Consider the following 19306-nt stretch of genomic DNA (forward strand, 5'->3'; position numbering starts at 1 on the left):
AGGCCCCGCGAGGTCAGGAGGAGCGGTGGAGTACAACCTTGCCGACCTGTTCGAGTCGGTCGTCGACGTGGCGGCCGACCGTGAGGCGCTCGTGTACGTCGACCACCCCGGCACGGGCACGGAACGCCGGCTGACGTACGCGGAGCTGGACGCGGCCGCCAATCGCATCGGCCACCACCTCATCGACAGCGGGCTCCGCCCCGGCGAGCATCTCGGCCTGCATCTGTACAACGGCGTCGAGTACCTGCAGACGGTACTGGGCTGCCTGAAGGCCCGGATCGTACCGGTCAACGTCAACTACCGTTATGTGGAAGAGGAGTTGGTCTACCTCTATCGGGACGCGGACCTGGTCGCGCTCGTCTTCGACGCGGAGTTCACCGACCGGGTGGCGGCGGCTCTGCCGCAGACGCCGGCGCTGCGGCACCTTATCCGGGTGGGGCCGGCGGGCGAGGGCATCACCTCCTTCGCACAGGCCGAGGCGAGCGGTTCCCCCGAGCGCGGTTTCCCGGCCCGCTCGGGCGACGACCAGTTCATCATCTACACCGGCGGCACGACCGGGATGCCCAAGGGCGTGATGTGGCGTCAGGAGGACCTGTTCTTCTCGGGGTTGGGCGGCGGCTCGCCGACCGGGGAGCCGGTGAAGAAGCCGGAGGAGATCGCCGAGCGGGTCGCGGCCGGCGGCACGGGGATCACCTTCTTCCCCACTCCCCCGCTGATGCACGGCACCTCCACGCTCACCGCCTTCATCGGCTTCAACTTCGGCCAACGCGTCGTGATCCACCGCAGGTTCGTGCCCGAGGAGGTGCTGCGGACGATCGAGAAGGAGAAGGTCACCAGCATCTCCCTGGTGGGCGACGCGATGCTGCGGCCGTTGATCGACGCGCTCCAGGGTCCGATGAAGGGCGCGGACTGCTCGTCGGTGTTCAGCGTGTCCTCGTCCGGGGCGATCATGTCGGACACGGTCCGTCGCCAGTTCCGGGCGCTCATGCCGAACGCGATGCTGCTGAACAACTTCGGCTCCTCGGAGTCCGGCTTCAACGGCACGGCGACACAGGACTCCGGACCCGAGCGCGGCTTCCGCGTCCGGGTCAACTCCCATACCCGGGTGGTCGATCCGGCCACCTACGAGCCGGTCGCGCCGGGCGAGGTCGGCCGGGTCGCCCAGCACGGTCATGTGCCCCTCGGCTACTACAACGACCCGGTGAAAACGGCCGAGACCTTCTTCGAGAAGGACGGCGAGCGCTGGGTGCTGCTCGGCGACATGGCGACCGTCGACGAGGAGGGCGTGGTCGTCGTCCTCGGGCGCGGCTCGCAGTGCATCAACACCGGGGGCGAGAAGGTGTACCCCGAGGAGGTCGAGCAGGCGCTGAAGTCGCATCCGGACGTGTACGACGTCCTGGTGGCCGGGGTGCCGGACGCGACGTGGGGCAACCATGTGGCGGCGGTGGTGCAGGTGCGCACGGGCGCCCCGTGCCCCTCCCTGGAGGACATCCAGACCCACTGTCGCGCTCGGCTCGCCGGCTACAAGATCCCGCGTCAACTGGTGATCGCGGACTCCATCCGCCGCTCACCGAGCGGCAAGGCGGACTACCGGTGGGCACGGGAGGTGGCGGTGGCGGCGGACGAGTGACGCCCTCCGGCCCCGCGGGACGTCGCACGCACCTGTCTCTCCGGTAACGCCACCGCCCAGACGGCCACCCCGGCCGCGGTCGACGACGCATAGACGCATAGACGCATAGACGCATATAGGAAAGTGGGCATCGTCCAGGACTGAGCGAGGCCCCGGCGACTCCGCTGGGCGCCGCTCAGGCCGGGTCGGCGTCGAGGAACGCGGCGACACGCCCGGCGAACCACTCCGGGTCGTCCAGCCAGGGGTGGTGCCCCGCGCCGGGCTGCACCGCGAACTCGGCGTACGGGAAGGCCTCGGCGGCGTGGCGTGCGAGGTCGGGCGGGGTACCCCCGTCGAGTTCGCCCGCGAGGACGAGGACCGGGGCGGTGACCCGGGCGAGCGCGGCGCGGGTGGCGGGCGGGTCGTAGGCGCCGGCGGAGCCGTACACGTCGGCGGCGTCGTCATTGGACTCCTCGTCGGCGCGCGCGTCGTGCTCGCGGGCGGCGTCGTCCCAGCGGCCGTAGAAGAACGGCGCGAACACCGGGTCGAAGTCGGCGTCCTCTCGCAACCATGCCTCGAACGCCGGGTAGGCCTCCTCGAACCACGGCTCGTCCTTGCGCAGCCGGGCCGCGGCCAGCCGTTCCTCGGCTCTCGGCTGCAGCCCCAGCGCCCACGGGGTGGCGGTGACGAGCGCAAACCGCGCCAGCCGGTCCGGGTACCGCGCCGCGTACAGCATGGCCAGGCTGGCGCCCGCCGAGTGGGCAAGCACGTCGATCCGCTCCAGCCCGAGATGGACGCGCAGCGCCTCGACGTCTTCGACCTGCCGGTCGCAGCGGTAGGTCGCCGGGTCCGCCGGGAACGCGGAGTCGCCGGTGCCGCGCAGGTCGAGGAGGATCAGCCGGCGGTGTGCGGTGAGACCGCCGAGGTCGCCGAGGTAGACGGACGCCCGCATGGGCCCGCCGGGCAGGACGACGAGCGGCTCGCCCTCGCCCTCCACGTGGTAGGCGAGCTCGGTACCGTCCGGCGCGGTGAAGATCGGCATGCCCCCATCCTCGGCGCGGGCCGCACCCGCCCGCAAGGCGGTTCTCGCGGGCGAAAGTCCCGACCGGGCTCTTGCCTGATGGCCGTGGGCCTGGATTACTGATCCCGAAGAAGATCGACCGAATGATCGGTCGCCCGTCTTGACATGGTTTGACAAGGGAGAAGTCCCATGAGGGATGCGAGGAATCTGCTGGACGAGGGCGAGCGCCTCGACGAGGACGCCCTGCGCGCCCTGCAGCTGGAGCGCCTGCGGGCCTCGCTGCGTCATGCCTACGCCAACGTGCCCTTCTACCGCGCCTCCTTCGACAAGGCAGGCGTCCACCCCGACGACTGCCGTGGCCTCGCCGACCTGTCCCGCTTTCCCTTCACCACCAAGGCGGACCTGCGCGAGCACTACCCGTACGGGATGTTCGCCGTCCCCCGGGACCGCGTCCGCCGCATCCACGCCTCCAGCGGCACCACCGGCCGCCCGACGGTTGTCGGCTACACGGACGCCGACCTGTCCATGTGGGCGGACATGGTGGCCCGTTCGATCCGCGCGGCGGGCGGCCGGCCCGGCGACACGGTCCATGTGGCGTACGGATACGGACTGTTCACCGGCGGCCTCGGCGCCCACTACGGCGCCGAACGCCTCGGCTGTACGGTGATCCCCGCGTCCGGCGGCATGACGTCCCGTCAGGTCGCACTGATCCAGGACCTCGAACCCCGGATCATCATGGTGACCCCCTCCTACATGCTCACCCTCCTCGACGAGTTCGACCGTCAGGGCATCGACCCGCGCTCGACCTCGCTGCGCGTGGGCGTCTTCGGCGCCGAGCCGTGGACGGAGCGGATGCGTCAGGAGATCGAGGAACGCTTCGCGATCGACGCCGTCGACATATACGGGCTGTCGGAGGTGATCGGGCCGGGGGTCGCGCAGGAGTGCGTTCAGACGAAGGACGGCCTGCACATCTGGGAGGACCACTTCTTTCCGGAAGTGGTCGATCCGATCACCGGCGAGGTCCTCCCGGGGGGCGAGGAGGGCGAGTTGGTCTTCACCTCCCTCACCAAGGAGGCGATGCCGGTCGTCCGCTACCGCACCCGCGACCTGACGGCCCTGCTGCCTGGCACGGCACGCGTCTTCCGGCGTATGCGGAAGGTGACCGGCCGCAGTGACGACATGGTCATCCTGCGCGGGGTGAACCTCTTCCCCACCCAGATCGAGGAGATCGTGCTCGGCACCCCGGCCGTGGCGCCCCACTTCCAGCTCCGCCTCACCCGCGAGGGCCGGCTCGACGCCCTCACGGTCCGCGCGGAGGCCCGCCCCGACGCCACCCCCGCGGACCGCGACACGGCCGCGCACGCCATCGCGGCGGCGGTGAAGGACGGCATCGGGGTGTCGGTCGCGGTCGAGATCGTCGACCCGGAGTCGCTGGAGCGGTCGGTGGGCAAGATCAGGCGGATCGTGGACGAGCGCCCGCGGGAGTCATGACTGCCGGGGAATCATGACGACCAGGGGGTCATGAGCCGAACTGGTCCCGCAGCTCCCGCTTCAGGATCTTGCCGCTCGCGTTGCGCGGCAGTTCGTCCACGAAGAGGACGCGCTTGGGGGCCTTGAAGTGCGGGAGCTTCTCGCGGACGTGGGCGATGAGCTCGTCCTGGGTGACCTCACCACGTGGGACGACCACGGCGGTGACCGCCTCGATCCACTTCTCGTCGGGCAGGCCGATCACGGCGGCCTCGGCGACGGCGGCATGGGTGTACAGCGCGTCCTCGACCTGACGTGAAGCGACCAGTACGCCACCGGAGTTGATGACATCCTTCACCCGGTCGACGATCGTGAAGTAGCCGTGGGCGTCGCGCACGGCGAGGTCGCCGGAGTGGAACCAGCCGTCGCGGAAGGCCGCGGCGGTCTCCTCGGGCTTGTCCCAGTAGCCCTCGCACAACTGCGGGGAACGGTAGACGATTTCACCGGGCGTACCGTCGGCGACGTCCTCGCCGTTCTCGTCGACGACCCGCGCGTCCACGAACAGGACCGTGCGCCCGCAGGAGTCCATGCGCCCCTTGTGCTCGTCGGGGGCGAGGACGGTGGCGAGCGGGCCGATCTCGCTCTGCCCGAAGCAGTTGTAGAAACCCAGCTTGGGCAGGCGTTCGCGCAGGCGCTCCAGGACGGGCACCGGCATGATCGACGCCCCGTAGTACGCCTTGCGCAGCCCGCCCAGGTCACGGCTCGTGAAGTCGGGGCGGTTCGCCAGGCCGATCCACACGGTCGGCGGGGCGAAGAGGCTGTCGACGCGGTCCGTCTCGATGAGATCGAAGAGCCGGTCGCCGTCGGGCGCGTCCAGCACGATGTTCGTGGCGCCGACCGCGAGGTACGGCAGCAGGAAGACGTGCATCTGCGCCGAGTGGTACAGCGGGAGGGAGTGCGCGGGGCGGTCGCCGGCGCTCAGGTCGAGGGCGGCGATCGCACTGAGGTACTCGTGCACCAGGGCGCGGTGGGTCATCATCGCGCCCTTGGGCAGGGCCGTCGTGCCCGAGGTGTAGAGCAACTGCACCAGGTCCTCGGCGCGCGGCTCGGGGCCGTCGTACGCGGGGGCCGCGGGCAGTCGGGCAAGGAGCGAGTCGTCGGCGTCGCGCAGCGCCAACGTCCTTACTCCGGCGGGGAGTTGTCCGGCCAGGTCCGGGTCGGCGAGAACAGTTGCGCTGCCCGACTGGTCCACGATGTACGCCAGGTCGTCGCCGGTGAGGTTCTGGTTGACGGGGACGTGGACCAACCCTGCGCGGGCACAGGCGAGGAACGCGATGAGATAGGCGTCGGAGTTGTGCCCGTAGGCGCCGACCCGGTCTCCCGGGGCGAGACCCTCGCCGAGCAGGACGCTCGCCGCGCGCGAGACGGCCTCGTCGAGTTCCTCGTAGGTCCAGGTGCGGTCGCGGTACTCGACCGCGACGCGTGCCGGGGTGCGGCGGGCGCTGCGCCGCAGCACCCCGTCGACCGTAGTGCCAAGTCCGGGGGTCATGACTCGTGATCCTCGGCGGGGCGGCAGGGGCAGGTCAAGTCGCGGGCGCGCTCCCGCGGGGCGTCACGCCACCGCGCCCGCCACTCCTGTCCGGCCGTCGGGCACCCCGACGATGCTGACGATCGTCTGCTCGCGGACGTCCTCGCCGAGTACGGCGGCCACCGCGTCCGCCGTCGCGCCGATCAGACGGGCCGGGGCGTCCGGCACCTGGGGCAGGTGGTAGGCGGCCTCGCGCATGCTGAGGGTGACCTGCGGGACGACCTTGTCGGTGGGCAGGCCGCCGATGCCCCGCCGGTGACGCGGTATGCCGATGAGGTCGACACCGACGAGGCTGCGCGACCGGTCCCCGTAGACGGAGCCGACGGCATCGGCCAGGGCGCCGATCAGCTTCGCCTCCACGGTCTCGTCGAGGGCGTCCTCGCTGATGTGGACGGTGTAGTGCGGCATGCCGGTCTCCGTTTCGCGTGGGTGCGTACCATGAGGGTTCAACTAGCGGAACAAAGTAGCTTTGACGCCAAAGGTAATACGAGGAGTGCCGGATGTCCATGTCCAGCGCCGCCGGTGACGACGGCGTCGACGCGACCGTTCGCGAACTGCTGCTGCTCATGCCGCGGCTCGTGGGCAGGTCGAAGAGGATCCCCGTACCCGAGGCGCTGCAAGCGTTCTCGCTGGCCCCGCGCCACCTCTCCCTGCTGGCGTACCTGCTCCTCGACGGACCGATGACCGTCAACGAACTGGCCGCCCGCCTGGAGGTCGCTCCGACCACGGTGAGCCTGCTGATCGGCGACCTCAGCCGGAAGGGCGTCCTGGAGCGACGCGAGGACGAGCGGGACCGGCGCCGTCGGATCGTCGCCCTCGCGGACACCCACGAACCGGCGATCTCCGCCTGGCTCGCCCCGGGCGCGGCGGCCTGGCGCCGGGCCCTGGCCCCGCTGACGCCCGATCAGCGACGGTTGTTCGTCGACACATTGCTCGCCTACGAGGCGGAGGTCGACGCGGAACGGGGGTGAGTCGCCGGGAGAATCTCTCCGGCCAAATGCTTCATGTGCTCCTGCGCACTCCTGTGCGCCCCCCTACAGAAAGGCTTCGCGGCTAACAGCACGGGTTCGGACTGGGCAGAACATGACTCAGGCGCCAAGTCAGTGCAACGTCCATGGATTTTCGAGTGCTGTATGAGGCAGGGGGTACTCAATGAGCAACGCTGTGCCTGAACGAGAGCCTGAACGAGAATGCGCATGGAGGGTGGGTACTGCGCCAGGCATATTCCCATTCCTCGGCCACGGTATCGCCTTGTACCGTCGCCCGCTGGCTTTTCTGAATTCTTTGTCCGCCCATGGGGATCTGGTCGAGATACGGCTGGGTCCCCAGCGGGCCTGGATGGTGTGTCATCCGGAGTTGGTCCACCGGATGCTCGGGGACTCATGCACCTTCGAAAAGGGGGGTCCTCTCTTCGACAGGCTCCGCGTACTGATGGGCGACGGTGTCGTCACGAGCCGCCACCAGGAGCATCGGCGCCAGCGCAGGCTGCTGCAACCCGCCTTCCTCCCGTCCCGCCTCGCCGGTCAGACGGAGCTGATGGCCGAGGAGGCGGAGGCCGTGTGCCGTGACTGGCGTGCCGGGCAGAAGGTCGACGTCAGCGCGGCCATGACGGCCTTGTCGACACGGATGATCAGCCGCGTCCTCTTCTCCGACTCGCTCGACGCCGCCACGGCCGCCGAGGTGCGGCACTGTCTGACGGCCATCGTCCGTGGCCTGTTCGTCCGCACCATCGTGCCGGTCGACGCCCTGTTCCGCGTTCCCACACCCGCGAACCGTCGTTACCGGCGCGCGGTCGAGCGGGTACACGCGATCATCGACGCGGTCATCGCCGACCGCCGTCGGAGCGCTCCCCGCGACGACCTGCTGGGCACCCTGCTGGAGGCCTCGCGCGCCGCCGGCCCAGAACCGGCGATCACCGAACAGGAAGTCCACGATCACCTCGTCTCGCTCCTGCTCGCCGGATCCGAGAGCACCGCCCTGTGTCTGGCCTCCGCCTTCAGCCTCCTGGCACAGCATCCGCAGACGGAGCGCCGACTGCACTCCGAGGTCGACGCCGTGCTCGCCGGACGGCAGCGGCCGGCTCCCGACGATCTGCCGCGCCTCGTCCACACCCGATGCGTCGTCACCGAGACGCTGCGCCACGCACCGCCCGGCTGGCTCTTCACGCGCGTCACCACCAGCGAAACGGAGTTCGCCGGGCACCGTCTCCCCCGGGGAGCCACCGTTCTGTACAGCCCCTACCTGCTGCACCACGATCCCGCGTCGTTCCCCGACCCCGACCGATTTCTCCCCGAGCGGTGGTTGCCGGGACAGGCCGCCGCCACACCACGCGGTGCGCTGCTCCCGTTCGCCACGGGCAGCCGCAAATGCATAGGCGACGCCTTCGCCATGGCCGAGACCACGGTGGCTCTCGCCACCGTCGCCGCCCGATGGCGCCTGACCCATCTGCCCGGGCCCGTCGCCCCACCGCGTCCCGGGGCGACACTGGGGCCGAGGTCCCTGGTGATGATCTGTGAGCCGCGTTCACGCCTGCCGATCGGCGCATCGCCTCGCGCGGGTTCCTGCGCACACCGAGAAGACGCGGCACTCCCCGTACAGGATTCCCGAAGGGCCGGTGACAGCGGTGTCGACCACGCGTGAGGAAGCCACGCTCGCCCCGGAAGGGGAACCGCGGGCCGTGAGCCTGAAGGAACTGATCGACACCCACCTCTACATGCCCTACCCGTTCCTGAGGAATCGCCACGAATCCGAAGCGACCGCCGGCGTCGACGCATGGCTGCGAAAGTGGGGACTCACCGACGAACCGGGGGTGGCGGCGATGATCGGCTACACCAGGCCCGCCGAGCTCGCGTCCTACAACAGCCCCACCCTGGACGCCGACATCCTCCAGATCGTGGCCGATCAGATCGCCTATCAATTCGTCTTCGACGACCAGGCGGAAGAAATCGGTCGGCAGTCCCCGGCCCTGCTCCTGCCCATGCTGTGCGAGAGCATCGGAATCCTGCGGGACGACCAACCGCCCCACACCCCCCTGGGGACGGCCCTGGCCGATCTCCACGGCCGAGTCCGCGAGCGGTGCACACCCGCACAGGCCGAGCGGTGGGCGTGGAAGAGCCGCGAGTACGTGCACGGCCTGTTGTACGAGGCAGTGGCCCAGGCCCATCCCTTCCCCGTAGGCATCGGCCTGTGCAACTCGATACGTGCGCTCACCGCGGGGGTCGAGCCGTTCTACCCTCTCTACGAGGCGGCGCAGCCCGGTGAACTGGCCCCCGAGGACCTCGATCACCCCGTGATGCGGCGCTTGAGGCGTCTGTCGGTCGATGCAGCGGTGTGGACGGCCGACCTCTTCTCTGCGGTGAAGGAGCAACAGGCAGGCGAGATGATCAATCTGGCCCTCGCCCACCAACGCACGCACCAGTGCTCCCTGCCGACGGCCATGATGCTGGCCATCCGGCAGATCAACGGCGCGATCAGCGAGTTCGAGAGGCTCCGCGAGGAGATCCGGCCGGAGTTGAGCCCCGCCGGGGTCGGCTACGTGGACGGCATGACCGGCTGGATCCGCGGGTGCTACTACTGGTCCCGCACCGTGCCGCGCTACGCGGACACCGCGGTCGCGCCCGCCCGTCCGTGAGGACGCTGTGCGCCCGTCGGCGCCACGCGGCGGACGCACAGCCCTCCGGGACACTCACGACCGCTCGTCCTCGCAGGCGGGCTCCCAGCAGCTATTCGAGCCCCTCTACCCGGAAGGACGGACAACCTAACCATCCCGGCGAACGATTCACTCTTCCCGGTCGTCCCCGCGCCTGAACGCAGTCACCGGGTGTGCACCAGGGGCGTACGCTCGGCGCTGTCCTCCGACGATCAACGACAGGAAGCGGTAGGGCACATGGCGTATGGGCCGCGGCAGCCGATCACCGAACCCCGCCCTTTGGTCGAGCGTCGCCGAGAACTCCAGGCGCTCGACTCTGCTTTGTCAGACCTCCGCCGCACCGGCGAAGGCGTGCCGCGGGCGCGGCCCGGCGGACTGCTCGCCTTCACCGGTGCGGCCGGACTGGGAAAGACGGCGCTCATCACGGAAGCACGCACACGGGCCACGGCACACGGATTCACGGTGCTCTCGGGCCGGGGCGGCGAGACGGAACAGGAACTCGCTTTCCGCGTGGTGCGCCAGCTCGCCCAGCCCGCCCTGGCGGCGATGGAGGAGACGGAACGCCGTACCTTCCTGGGAAGTTGGTACGACATCGTCGCCGCCGCGCTCGGTCTCGAGGCGACGGATGCCACCCATACGCCGGACCCGACCGGAGTGCGTGGCGGTCTCGACTGGGTCATGACCCGTCTCACGGTGTCGAGGGCTCCCGTCGTCCTGCTCCTGGACGACCTGCACTGGGCCGATGTCGAGTCCCTCGACTGGCTCGCCTCGTTCGCGCCACGGGCCGCGGACCTGCCACTCCTGATCGTCGTCGCCTACCGGCCCGATGAACTGCCGCCCGAGGCGGCCGCTTTCCGCGCTCTGGTCACGCATCACGGGAACCGCCCGTGCGTTCTGGAACCGCTCACCGCCGCCGGCGTGGCACGCATCGTCAGGGGCGAAGTGGGAGACGGCGCCGAGGACGACTTCTGCGACGAGTGCTGGACGGTCACCGGCGGGAGCCCGTTCGAGGCCGTCGAACTCGCCATCGGACTCGGCGAACGCAATCTGAAGGGCACCCAGGACGACCTGTCCGCGATGCGGGACGTCGCCTCGGCGGTCAAGGGCCCGGGACTGATCGCGCGTCTCCAGAAGCTGGGCACGACCACCGTCCGCTTCGCGCAGGCCGCAGCCGTCCTGGGTGCGCCCTTCTCACCGGAGTTCGCCGCCACCCTCGCGGTGATCGGCAGCGATGACGCCGCCGAGGCGGTCCAGAGACTGCGTGCTGCCCGGATCGTCACCGAGGGCCACGGCCCCGGTGGGAGCCTCGACTTCGTTCACCCGCTGATCGCGACCACGATCTACCGGTCCATCCGCTCGCCCCTGCGCGTCGGCATGCACAACGCGGCCGCGCTGACCGTCCGTGCGGCGGGCTTCGGTGCCGCCAAGGCCGCGCGGCACCTGCTGGAGGTTCCGTGCGAGGGCAGGCCCGAAGTGGTCGAATGTCTTCGGGAGGCCGCCCATGAGTACCTTCGCGCCGGGGCCCCGGAGGCGGCCAGGCGCGTTCTGGCCCGAGCGCTTCAGGAGCCCCCGCTGCCGGAGGACCGTGCCGCACTCCTCCACGAACTCGCGAGTTCGACGTTTCTGATCGAGCCCACGGCCACGGTCGCCCATCTGAGGGAGGCGCGGGCGGAACGCGACGTCGATCCCGGGCTGCGCGCCTCCATCGTCTACCGGCTGACACAGGCGCTGGCCCACACCGACCAGTTGGCCGAGGCCGCGGCCGTCGCCGACGACGAGGCGCGGCAGACCGCCCATCCCCGCATCCGACTGCGCATGCAGGCCGATCACTTCGTCTGGAGCGCGTTCCGCACGGACGAGCCCGACGCGCCCGCCCGCTCACGCAAGCTGGCCCGGCTGGCCGAACGTCTGACCGGTCGGGGCCTGGAGGAGCGGTACATCCTGGGGCTGCGGGCCTGGGACGGGGTCGTGCGCGGCGAGCCGCGGCAGCGCGTCCTGGCGACCGCCGAGGAAGCCCTGCGGGGCGGACTGAGCTGGACCGACGAGAACCAGGGCTTCGAGGTACCCGTCTCGGTCGCCCTGGTGTTCATGTACTGCGACCAGCCACGACGGGCCGAAGAACTGTTCACCAGGGGCATGGCCGAATGCGAGACCAAAGGCTGGCGCGGCTCCCATCTGGCCGTCGGCCAGACTCTCTTCGGCTACATCCGCTACCGTCGCGGCTGCCTCGCCGACGCGGAGGAACTGGCGCGGGAGGGGCTGCGTACCGCCGAGAAGGTGGAAGGGGCGGTGCCCGCGCAGTGGTTCGCCATCGGCATCCTCATCCAGACCCTGCTGGCCCGTGGACGCACCGCCGACGCGCGACTCATCGCGGACACCTACCACTACGGTGAGGTGGTCCCCCACGCCGTCATCTACCCCGATCCCCGCACCGTGTACGCCGAACTGCTCTCGGCGGAGGGGCGGCACGCCGAGGCGGAGCGCCTGTTGTCCGCCGTCGGGGACTGGCTGGAGGGACGGGCCTGGCGCAACCCCGCCTGGTGCCGCTGGCAGCTGAACCTGGCGCACGCCGTCGCCTCCACCGACCCCGATCGGGCGCTGTCCCTCGCCCGGGACGCCGTCAAGCGGGCACGGGACTTCGGTGCGGCCTCCGTGATCGGCCAGGCGCTCCACGTGGAGGCGGAGGTGACCGCCGGACCGGCGGCGCAGGACCTGCACGCGCAGGCCGTCGAACACCTCGAACGGTCACCCGCTTCGTACGAGCTGGCCCGCGCGCTGGTCGGCCACGGCGCCTCCCTGTCCCGCAACGGCCGGCTCCAGGAGGCCGCGAACCGGCTCTATCAGGGCCTGGAGGGCGCCGTCCACTGCGGTGCCGAGACCCTGGCCGCCCGCGCCAGGGAAGAGCTCTCGGCAGCCGGGCTGCGGCCGCTGCCCCTGCGCTACGGGCAGACGGACACGCTCACGTCCCAGGAACGCCGGACCGCCGAACTGACGGTCCAGGGGCACCCGGTGGCCGTGGTCGCGAAGGAACTGCGTCTCACCGAACAGGGCGTGCGGCAACTGCTCTCGTCCGTCTACCGCAAGATCGGCACCGATGCCACCGATCTCGCCGGGGCTTTGGACGCCTTTCCCCGCGTCCGCCTCTGACCGCCGTCACACGGGCCGCTCCCGTCCCTCCCAGTACGGCTCCCGCAGCCGCCGCTTGTACAGCTTGCCGTTGGGGTCGCGGGGCATCTCGGCGATGAAGTCCACGGTCTTCGGCCGCTTGTAGCCGGCCAGGCGGTCGGCACAGTGGTCGAGAAGGGCTGCGGCGAGGTCGGGACCGGGCTCGTGCCCCGGGGCCGGTTCGACGACCGCCTTGACCTCCTCGCCCCAGTCGTCGTGCGGGATGCCGAAGGCGGCGGCGTCGGCCACGGCGGGGTGGGCGAGCAGCGCGGACTCGATCTCGGCGGGGTAGATGTTGACCCCGCCCGAGATGATCAGGTCGATCTTGCGGTCCCGGAGGAAGAGGTAGCCCTCCTCGTCGAGGACGCCGAGATCGCCGACGGTGAAGAAGTCGCCGATGCGGTTCTTCCTCGTCTTGTCCTCGTCCTTGTGGTAGGCGAAACCGCCGGTCGTCATCTTCATGTACACCGTGCCGAGTTCGCCGGGCGGCAGGCGGTTGCCGTCCTCGTCGAAGATCGCCAACTCACTGATGGGCCAGGCCTTTCCGACCGTGCCGGGCTTCTTCAGCCAGTCCTCGGCCGTCGCGAAGGCACCGCCGCCCTCGCTGGCCGCGTAGTACTCCTCCACGCAGTCGCCCCACCAGTCGATCATCGCCCGCTTCACATGGTCCGGGCAGGGCGCGGCACCGTGGATGGCGTGCCGCATGGACGAGACGTCGTAACGCGTCCGTACGTCCTCCGGGAGGGCCAGCAGGCGGTGGAACTGGGTGGGGACCATGTGGGTGTGCGTGCAGCGGTGGGTGTCGATGAGACGGAGCATCTCCTGCGGCGTCCACTTGTCCATGACGACCAGAGGGTGGCCGATGTGCAAGGACGCGCCCGCGAACTGGAGCACCGCCGTGTGGTAGAGCGGTGAGCAGACCAGATGCACGTTGTCGTCGAAGGGCCTGACGCCGAAGATGCCGAGGAATCCGCCGAGGTACGCCTCCTCGGGCACCTTGCCGGGCAGCGGGCGCCGGATGCCGCGCGGGCGGCCCGTCGTGCCCGAGGTGTAGTTCATGACCCAGCCGAGGGTGCGGTCGGCGGGCGCCGACTCCGGTTGCCCGTCGAGGAGTTCGGCGTACGGCCGGAACCCCTCGACCTCGCCGACGGCGTATCGGCGGGTGGCGGGGAGGCGTGCCTCGTCGGCGGCGCGGGACGCCTGGTCCCCGTAACGCTCGTGTGCCAGCAGCACCTTGGCGCCGGAGTCGGAGACGATCCAGGCGATCTCGGGTCCGACGAGGTGGTGGTTGACGGGGACGAGGTAGAAGCCGGCCTGGGAGGCGGCCAGGTAGGCGGTGAGGAACTCGGCCGAGTTGGGCAGGACGACGGCGAAGGCGTCGCCGCGCTCCATCCCCGCCGCGCGCAGGCCGTGCACGAGCCGGTTGGCGGCGGCGTGCAGGCGTCCGGCGGTCCACTCCTCGCCGTCGGGTGCGATCAGGACCGTGCGGTCGGGGTCGGCGGTGGCCTGGGCCCAGAAGCCCGCGGGGGGTGTGCCGGTCACTGGCCGCTCCTTCCGGCGATGCGGTTGACGTGGTCCACGGCCTGTTCGAAACCGCGGGTGAGGTCGTCGAAGACGGCCCTAACGCTGCGGACGTCGTTCATCCGGCCGACGATCTGGCCGACGGGCGTGCCGAGCAGGGGGTCGACCTCGTACTTCTGGATGCGGGAGACCGCTTCGGCGACGAGGAGGCCCTGGAGGGGCATCGGGAGGGTACCGGGTCCGTCGGATGCGTCCCAGGCGTCGGTCCATTCGGTACGGAGTTGGCGTGCGGGTTTCCCGGTCAGCGCGCGGGAGCGGACGGTGTCGCCGGAGCCGGCGGCGAGGAGCTTGCGGGTGAGGGCGGGCGAGTGCAGGTCGGCCTCGGCGGTGGTGAGCCAGACCGACCCGAGCCACACGCCCTGGGCGCCCAGTGCGAGGGCGGCGGCGACCTGCCGTCCGCTGCCGATGCCGCCGGCGGCGAGGACCGGCAACGGGTCGACGGCCTCGACGACCTCCGGGGTGAGCACCATGGAGGCGATCTCGCCCGTGTGCCCGCCCGCCTCGTAGCCCTGGGCGACGACGATGTCGATGCCGCCGTCCTTGTGCTTGCGGGCGTGCCGGGCGCTGCCCGCGAGGGCGGCGACGAGGACGCCCTGCTCGTGGGCGCGGGTGACGACGTCGGCGGGCGGGGAGCCGAGGGCGTTGGCCAGCAGCCGGATCGGGTAGTCGAAGGCGACGTCGAGCTGGCTGCGGGCGACCTGCTCCATCCACCCGGTGATCCGCCACCCGGACGCCTCGCCCTCGGCCAGTTCGGGCACTCCGTACTTGGCGAGGGTGTCCCGCACGAACTGCCGGTGCCCCTCGGGGATCATCGCCTCGACGTCGGCTTCGCTGACGCCTTCGACCTTCTTCGCGGGCATGACGACGTCGAGCCCGTACGGCTTGCCGTCGACATGCGCCTCGATCCAGTCGAGGTCGCGTTTGAGGTCGTCGGGGGCGGTGTAGCGGACCGCGCCGAGCACGCCGAAGCCGCCCGCGCGGCTGATGGCCGCGGCGACGGCGGGGAACGGCGTGAAGCCGAAGACGGCGTGCTCGACTCCCAGTTGCTTGCTCAGCTCCGTCTGCATGGGCGCAGGATGCCGCAGTCCTCCGGACGACGGAAGGGTTTTTCTGATACACCGTCAGATTAGTTTGGCGTCCCGTCGGATTCTTGCGGCGGAGCCGTCGTTCAACCTCTGATCGCCGATGACCGAGAGCAGCCGCAGCGCCTCCTCCGACGGCGAGCCGGGCGCTGCCGTGTGGACGACGACGCGCCGGTCGCGGTCGGCGATGTCCAGAACCATCGCAGTCGACGGTGATCAGACCGACCAGGGGGTGGTCGAAGGTCTTGCAGAGGGTGGGTCGGGCGGTCACGTCGTGCGCGGCCCACGGCGCGGCGAACTCCCGTCTCCCGCTGAGGAGTTCATCGACCAGCTCGGTCACTTCGGGGGTCGCAGGGGTCCGCCGGTCGAGGTTGCGGTCGTGGCGCGAGAGAGCGGAGAAGTCCTCCATGAGGGCGGCCACGAGTCGTTCCACGCGATGACCTCGTAGGTGGCCGGCAAGGCGATCGCGGCGGTCTGCGGCAGCCGGTTCAGCAGGTCGACGATGCTCTGCCGCACCTCGCGCGAGGGACCGGGCTAAGGCCCCTGCGGGGTGCCCGCTTCGGCGGCGACGTACGGCCCGGAGGGCATCCGGGTGAACGCCGTCGCCCCCGGCACCACGCTCACCGAAGTGATCGAGGAGGGGGAGGCGAAGTCCCCGGGCATCGTCGGCCTTCTCAACGCGCGGACCCCGCTGGGCAGGGCCGCCGCCCCCGACGAGGTCGCCCGGGCCGCGGCCTGGCTGCTGAGCGACCGCGCCTCGTACGTCACGGGGGTGGTGCTGCGGGTGGACGGGGGCATGCGCGCCTGAGCGGGCCGCACCCTGCCGCTAGCCTGCCGTGGCCTCCAGTACGGCCATCGCCGCGTTGTGGCCCGGCACCCCGCTCACCCCTCCCCCGCGCACCGCCCCGGCCCCGCACAGCAGGACGTTCGCGTGCCGGGTCTCCACACCCCAGCGGCCGGTGCTCTCCTGGGCGTACGGCCAGGACAGGTCGCGGTGGAAGATGTTGCCGCCGGGCAGTCCGAGGTCGTGCTCCAGGTCCAGCGGGGTCCTCGCCTCGATACAGGGGCGGCCGTCGGCGTCGGTGGCCAGGCAGTCGGCGAGCGGTTCGGCGAGGTGGGCGTCGAGCTGGGCGAGAGTGGCCTCGAGGAGGCTCTCGCGGACCGCGTCGTTGTCCCGTTCGAAGAGCCGGGCGGGGGTGTGCAGACCGAACAGGGTCAGCGTCTGGTAGCCCTGCGCGACGAGGTCCGGCCCGAGGATGCTCGGGTCGGTCAGGGAGTGGCAGTAGATCTCGGAGGGCGGGGCGGCGGGGAGGTCGCCTCCGGCGGCCTGGGCGTGGGCGGTGGCGAGCTGCTCGTAGCCCTCGGCGATGTGGAAGGTGCCGGCGAACGCCTCGCGCGGGTCCACGGAGGTGTCCCGCAGCCTCGGCAGCCGCTTGAGCAGCATGTTCACCTTGAGCTGGGCGCCCTCGGCGGGGGCGGGCGGCTCGTCGCCGGTGAGGGCCGCGAGCGCTTGTGGTGAGGCGTTCACCAGAACGTGCCGGGCGGCAGCGACGCCCTCCCCGTCGGCGGTGCGGTAGGTCACCTCCGCCGTACGGCCGTCCGTGGCGATGCGTACGGCCTCGTGCCCGGTGGCGAGGACGGCGCCCGCGTCCCGGGCGGCGGCGGCGAGGGCGTCGGTCAGGGCGCCCATACCGCCGACGGGGACGTCCCAGGCTCCCGTGCCGCCGCCGATCACGTGGTAGAGGAAGCAGCGGTTCTGTTTGAGGGAGGGGTCGTGGGCATCGGCGAAGGTGCCGATGAGGGCGTCGGTGAGGACCACGCCCCGCACCAGGTCGTCCGCGAAGCGCTCCTCGACGGCGACGCCGACAGGCTCCTCGAAGAGGATCCGCCAGGCCTCCTCGTCGTCGACGCGCCGGCGCAGTTCGTCCCGGGTGGGCAGCGGCTCGGTGAGCGTGGGGAACACTCGCCGGGCGACGCGCCCGGTCATGCCGTAGAAACGCTCCCAGGCAGCGTACTCGCGCTCGCCGCCCGTCAGCCGCGCGAACGCCTCCCGGGTGCGTTCCTCGCCCCCGCCCACGAGCAGTCCGGTCGGCCGCCCGCCGCGCTCCACGGGGGTGTACGAGGAGATGGTGCGGCCCTGGACACGGAAGCGCAGCCCCAGGTCCCCCACGATCTTCTGCGGGAGGAGGCTGACCAGGTACGAGTAGCGCGACAGCCGGGCGTCCACGCCGGTGAACGGGCGGGTGGAGACGGCGGCGCCCCCGGTGTGGTCCAGCCGCTCCAGCACCAGCACGGACCGGCCGGCCCGGGCCAGGTAGGCGGCGGCGACCAGACCGTTGTGGCCGCCGCCGACGATGACTGCGTCGTACGTGCGGTGTCCCTCGGGTCCCGCTGGTCCTTCGTGTCCCTCGTGTGCAGGCATGGTTCTTCGTAACACGAGCCGATCAAGGTCGGCCAGAGGTGGTCGGGCGGAGCCGGCCGCGCGAGAGGTGGTCGGGCGGAGCCGGTCAGGGCCGCCGGAGCCGGACCGCGAGGAAGGTCGGCGTCCGGTGCGTCTTGTCGTACCTGCGGGAGTCGACCGCCTTCCCCTCCTCCGTGGCCCGCGGCTCCACCAGCTCCTCCAGCACGTACCCCGCCCCGAGCAGCTCCCCGAGGAACGTCTCCAGGGTCATCCGCCGGTAACTGAGGGCGTGCCCGGTGCCGAACGGCAGGGCGACGCGGTCCTCCGCGAAGTAGGAGCCTCCGAAGTACTGCCAGTCCCCTGTGGGGTGGGTGGTGGACACGAGCAACGCGCCCCCCGGCCGCAGGACCCGCCGGATCTCGGCGAGCAGCTGCTCCCGGGCCTCGACGTGGTGATGGACGAGCGCCAGCACCACGAGGTCGAAGGACCCGTCGGACAGGAAGGTGAGCGGCTCCTCCAGGTCGTGCCGGTGCAGGACCGCCCGGTCGCCGATCCGTTCCCGCGCCGCGCGCAGCACACTCTCGCTGCCGTCCACGCCGACGACCGCGGCCGCGCCCCGCTCCAGCAGCTCGGCGGCGTAGTGGCCCGCCCCGCAGCCGAGGTCCAGCACCCGCAGGCCCCTGACGTCACGGGCGAGCCCCAGCATGGCCGGACGGTCGGTGTAGCTGTTGTAGACGCTGTTCGTGACCTGGGCGGCGAACTCCTCGCCCATCTCCCCGTGGTACGCGCTCTCGGCTCCCATACGATCATGATGCCTCAAGTACGTTGAAACGCACACATGTTGGACACGAGGGGGAACCCATGACCGTCGAGCCCGATCCCGAACCCCGTCAGACGGCCGCGCTGTTGCTCAACCGGCGCGGCCAGTATCTCCTCCACCTGCGCGACGCGCACAAACCGATCTGCGATCCGGGCACCTGGTCGCTGCCCGGCGGCGCCCGCGAGGGGGACGAGACGCCCGAGGAGGCCGTCGCGCGCGAGCTGCTGGAGGAGACGGGGCTCGTGCTGGACGGACTGACCCGGTACACGGTCGTCAACGGCAACATCCAGGTGTTCCTCGGCAGTTAGGACGGTGATCCCTCGCGGCTGCCGGTCACCGAGGGCATCATGTTCGCCTTCTTCGACGCGGCGACCACCGCTCACCTGACGATGGCGCCGTGGGCCGCGCAGGTCCTCGCCCGTCACCGGGCCGCCCCCGTCGCTCCCCCGCCGCAGCCGCCCGCACGGCAGAACGTCCTCAACGCCGTCGGCGTCCACCTCCACCTGGAACGCGAGGGCAAGATCCTCCTCGGTCTGCGCCATCCCGATTCGCTCTTCGCACCCCTTCGCCACCACTTCCTGGCCGGTCACTGCGAGCAGGAGTCCGCTGTCGCCTGTCTGATCCGCGAGGCCCGGGAGGAGGCCGGCCTGGAGATCGCGGCGGCGGACGTCGAACTCGCGCATGTCGTCCACATCCAGCACTCCCCCAGCACCCGGCCGCGCCTCCAGCTCGTCTTCCGCGCACGGCACTGGCAGGGCGAGCCACAACTGCTGGAACCGGACAAGTGCCTCGGCTGGGACTGGTGGCCCGTGGACGCGCTGCCGGAGCCGATGGTGGCGTACGCGCGGGCGGCGATCACCGGGATCCGACAGGGGCGGTTGTACACGGAACTGGGCTGGGACCAGGACTCCCGCTAGGCAGAC

Annotated in this window: 15 protein-coding genes and 2 pseudogenes; 9 read left to right on the forward strand and 8 right to left on the reverse strand. The window is 71.0% G+C overall.

Annotation, left to right across the window (positions count from 1 at the left end; translation table 11 throughout):
* Positions 1-25 precede the first annotated feature (25 nt).
* A complete protein-coding gene (locus OG289_RS02710) occupies positions 26-1630 on the forward strand; it encodes an acyl-CoA synthetase (protein WP_327312392.1) in 1605 nt (534 codons plus the stop codon).
* 175 nt (positions 1631-1805) lie between these two features.
* On the opposite strand, the gene OG289_RS02715 is transcribed toward OG289_RS02710, so the two are convergent.
* Complete coding sequence (locus OG289_RS02715) at positions 1806-2651, reverse strand: alpha/beta fold hydrolase (RefSeq protein ID WP_327312393.1); 846 nt, start codon at positions 2649-2651, stop codon at positions 1806-1808.
* A 168-nt stretch (positions 2652-2819) separates the two neighbouring features.
* Between OG289_RS02715 and paaK the strand changes: the two genes are divergently transcribed.
* Positions 2820-4121, forward strand: coding sequence for a phenylacetate--CoA ligase PaaK (gene paaK / locus OG289_RS02720; protein WP_327312394.1), 1302 nt, complete (start codon positions 2820-2822; stop codon positions 4119-4121).
* A 28-nt stretch (positions 4122-4149) separates the two neighbouring features.
* Here paaK and OG289_RS02725 read toward each other — a convergent pair whose 3' ends face one another.
* Positions 4150-5646 carry an acyl-CoA synthetase gene (locus OG289_RS02725; RefSeq protein ID WP_327312395.1) on the reverse strand — a complete coding sequence of 499 codons (1497 nt, stop codon included), beginning with the start codon at positions 5644-5646 and terminating at the stop codon, positions 4150-4152.
* A gap of 63 nt (positions 5647-5709) precedes the next feature.
* A complete protein-coding gene (locus OG289_RS02730) occupies positions 5710-6093 on the reverse strand; it encodes a hypothetical protein (protein ID WP_327312396.1) in 384 nt (127 codons plus the stop codon).
* A gap of 98 nt (positions 6094-6191) precedes the next feature.
* On the opposite strand from OG289_RS02730, the gene OG289_RS02735 reads away from it, so the two are divergent.
* The 4 genes from OG289_RS02735 to OG289_RS02750 all read left to right on the forward strand — a co-directional run bounded on the left by OG289_RS02735 (position 6192) and on the right by OG289_RS02750 (position 12481).
* Positions 6192-6656 (forward strand): MarR family transcriptional regulator, encoded by a 465-nt coding sequence (locus OG289_RS02735; protein WP_327320562.1) that lies wholly within the window; start codon positions 6192-6194, stop codon positions 6654-6656.
* Between the two features lie 181 nt (positions 6657-6837).
* The gene (locus OG289_RS02740; protein ID WP_327312397.1) at positions 6838-8325 is read left to right on the forward strand and encodes a cytochrome P450; all 1488 of its coding nucleotides are present in this window, start codon (positions 6838-6840) and stop codon (positions 8323-8325) included.
* Positions 8326-8362: 37 nt separating this feature from the next.
* Positions 8363-9316 (forward strand): (-)-alpha-amorphene synthase, encoded by a 954-nt coding sequence (locus OG289_RS02745; RefSeq protein WP_327312398.1) that lies wholly within the window; start codon positions 8363-8365, stop codon positions 9314-9316.
* 255 nt (positions 9317-9571) lie between these two features.
* Positions 9572-12481, forward strand: a complete 2910-nt coding sequence (locus OG289_RS02750) for an ATP-binding protein (RefSeq protein WP_327312399.1) — start codon at positions 9572-9574, stop codon at positions 12479-12481.
* Between the two features lie 6 nt (positions 12482-12487).
* Here the strand turns inward: OG289_RS02750 and OG289_RS02755 are convergent, their stop codons facing one another.
* From OG289_RS02755 to OG289_RS02765, 3 genes and pseudogenes are all read right to left on the reverse strand, one after another.
* On the reverse strand, positions 12488-14041 hold the full coding sequence (locus tag OG289_RS02755; RefSeq protein ID WP_327312400.1) for an acyl-CoA synthetase: 1554 nt from the start codon (positions 14039-14041) through the stop codon (positions 12488-12490).
* On the reverse strand, positions 14038-15147 hold the full coding sequence (locus OG289_RS02760) for an NAD(P)H-dependent flavin oxidoreductase (RefSeq protein ID WP_327312401.1): 1110 nt from the start codon (positions 15145-15147) through the stop codon (positions 14038-14040). Before OG289_RS02760 ends, OG289_RS02755 begins: the two co-directional genes overlap by 4 nt.
* 54 nt (positions 15148-15201) lie before the next feature.
* Positions 15202-15720 (reverse strand): annotated as a pseudogene (locus OG289_RS02765) (MmyB family transcriptional regulator); the annotation flags it as partial.
* Between OG289_RS02765 and OG289_RS02770 the strand changes: the two are divergent.
* A pseudogene (locus OG289_RS02770) lies at positions 15719-15970 on the forward strand (SDR family oxidoreductase); the annotation flags it as partial. The pseudogenes OG289_RS02765 and OG289_RS02770 sit on opposite strands and share 2 nt — an antisense overlap.
* An 18-nt stretch (positions 15971-15988) precedes the next feature.
* On the opposite strand, the gene OG289_RS02775 reads toward OG289_RS02770, so the two are convergent.
* Together OG289_RS02775 and OG289_RS02780 are read right to left on the reverse strand one after the other, a co-directional pair.
* A complete protein-coding gene (locus OG289_RS02775) occupies positions 15989-17584 on the reverse strand; it encodes a phytoene desaturase family protein (RefSeq protein WP_327312402.1) in 1596 nt (531 codons plus the stop codon).
* Between the two features lie 85 nt (positions 17585-17669).
* On the reverse strand, positions 17670-18365 hold the full coding sequence (locus tag OG289_RS02780) for a class I SAM-dependent methyltransferase (RefSeq protein WP_327312403.1): 696 nt from the start codon (positions 18363-18365) through the stop codon (positions 17670-17672).
* Between the two features lie 59 nt (positions 18366-18424).
* Between OG289_RS02780 and OG289_RS02785 the strand changes: the two genes are divergently transcribed.
* Together OG289_RS02785 and OG289_RS02790 are read left to right on the forward strand one after the other, a co-directional pair.
* The gene (locus OG289_RS02785; RefSeq protein WP_327312404.1) at positions 18425-18691 is read left to right on the forward strand and encodes an NUDIX domain-containing protein; all 267 of its coding nucleotides are present in this window, start codon (positions 18425-18427) and stop codon (positions 18689-18691) included.
* 39 nt (positions 18692-18730) lie between these two features.
* Positions 18731-19300 (forward strand): NUDIX hydrolase, encoded by a 570-nt coding sequence (locus OG289_RS02790; RefSeq protein WP_327312405.1) that lies wholly within the window; start codon positions 18731-18733, stop codon positions 19298-19300.
* Positions 19301-19306 lie beyond the last annotated feature (6 nt).

The organism is Streptomyces sp. NBC_01235 (genome assembly GCF_035989285.1).
GTDB lineage: Bacteria > Actinomycetota > Actinomycetes > Streptomycetales > Streptomycetaceae > Streptomyces.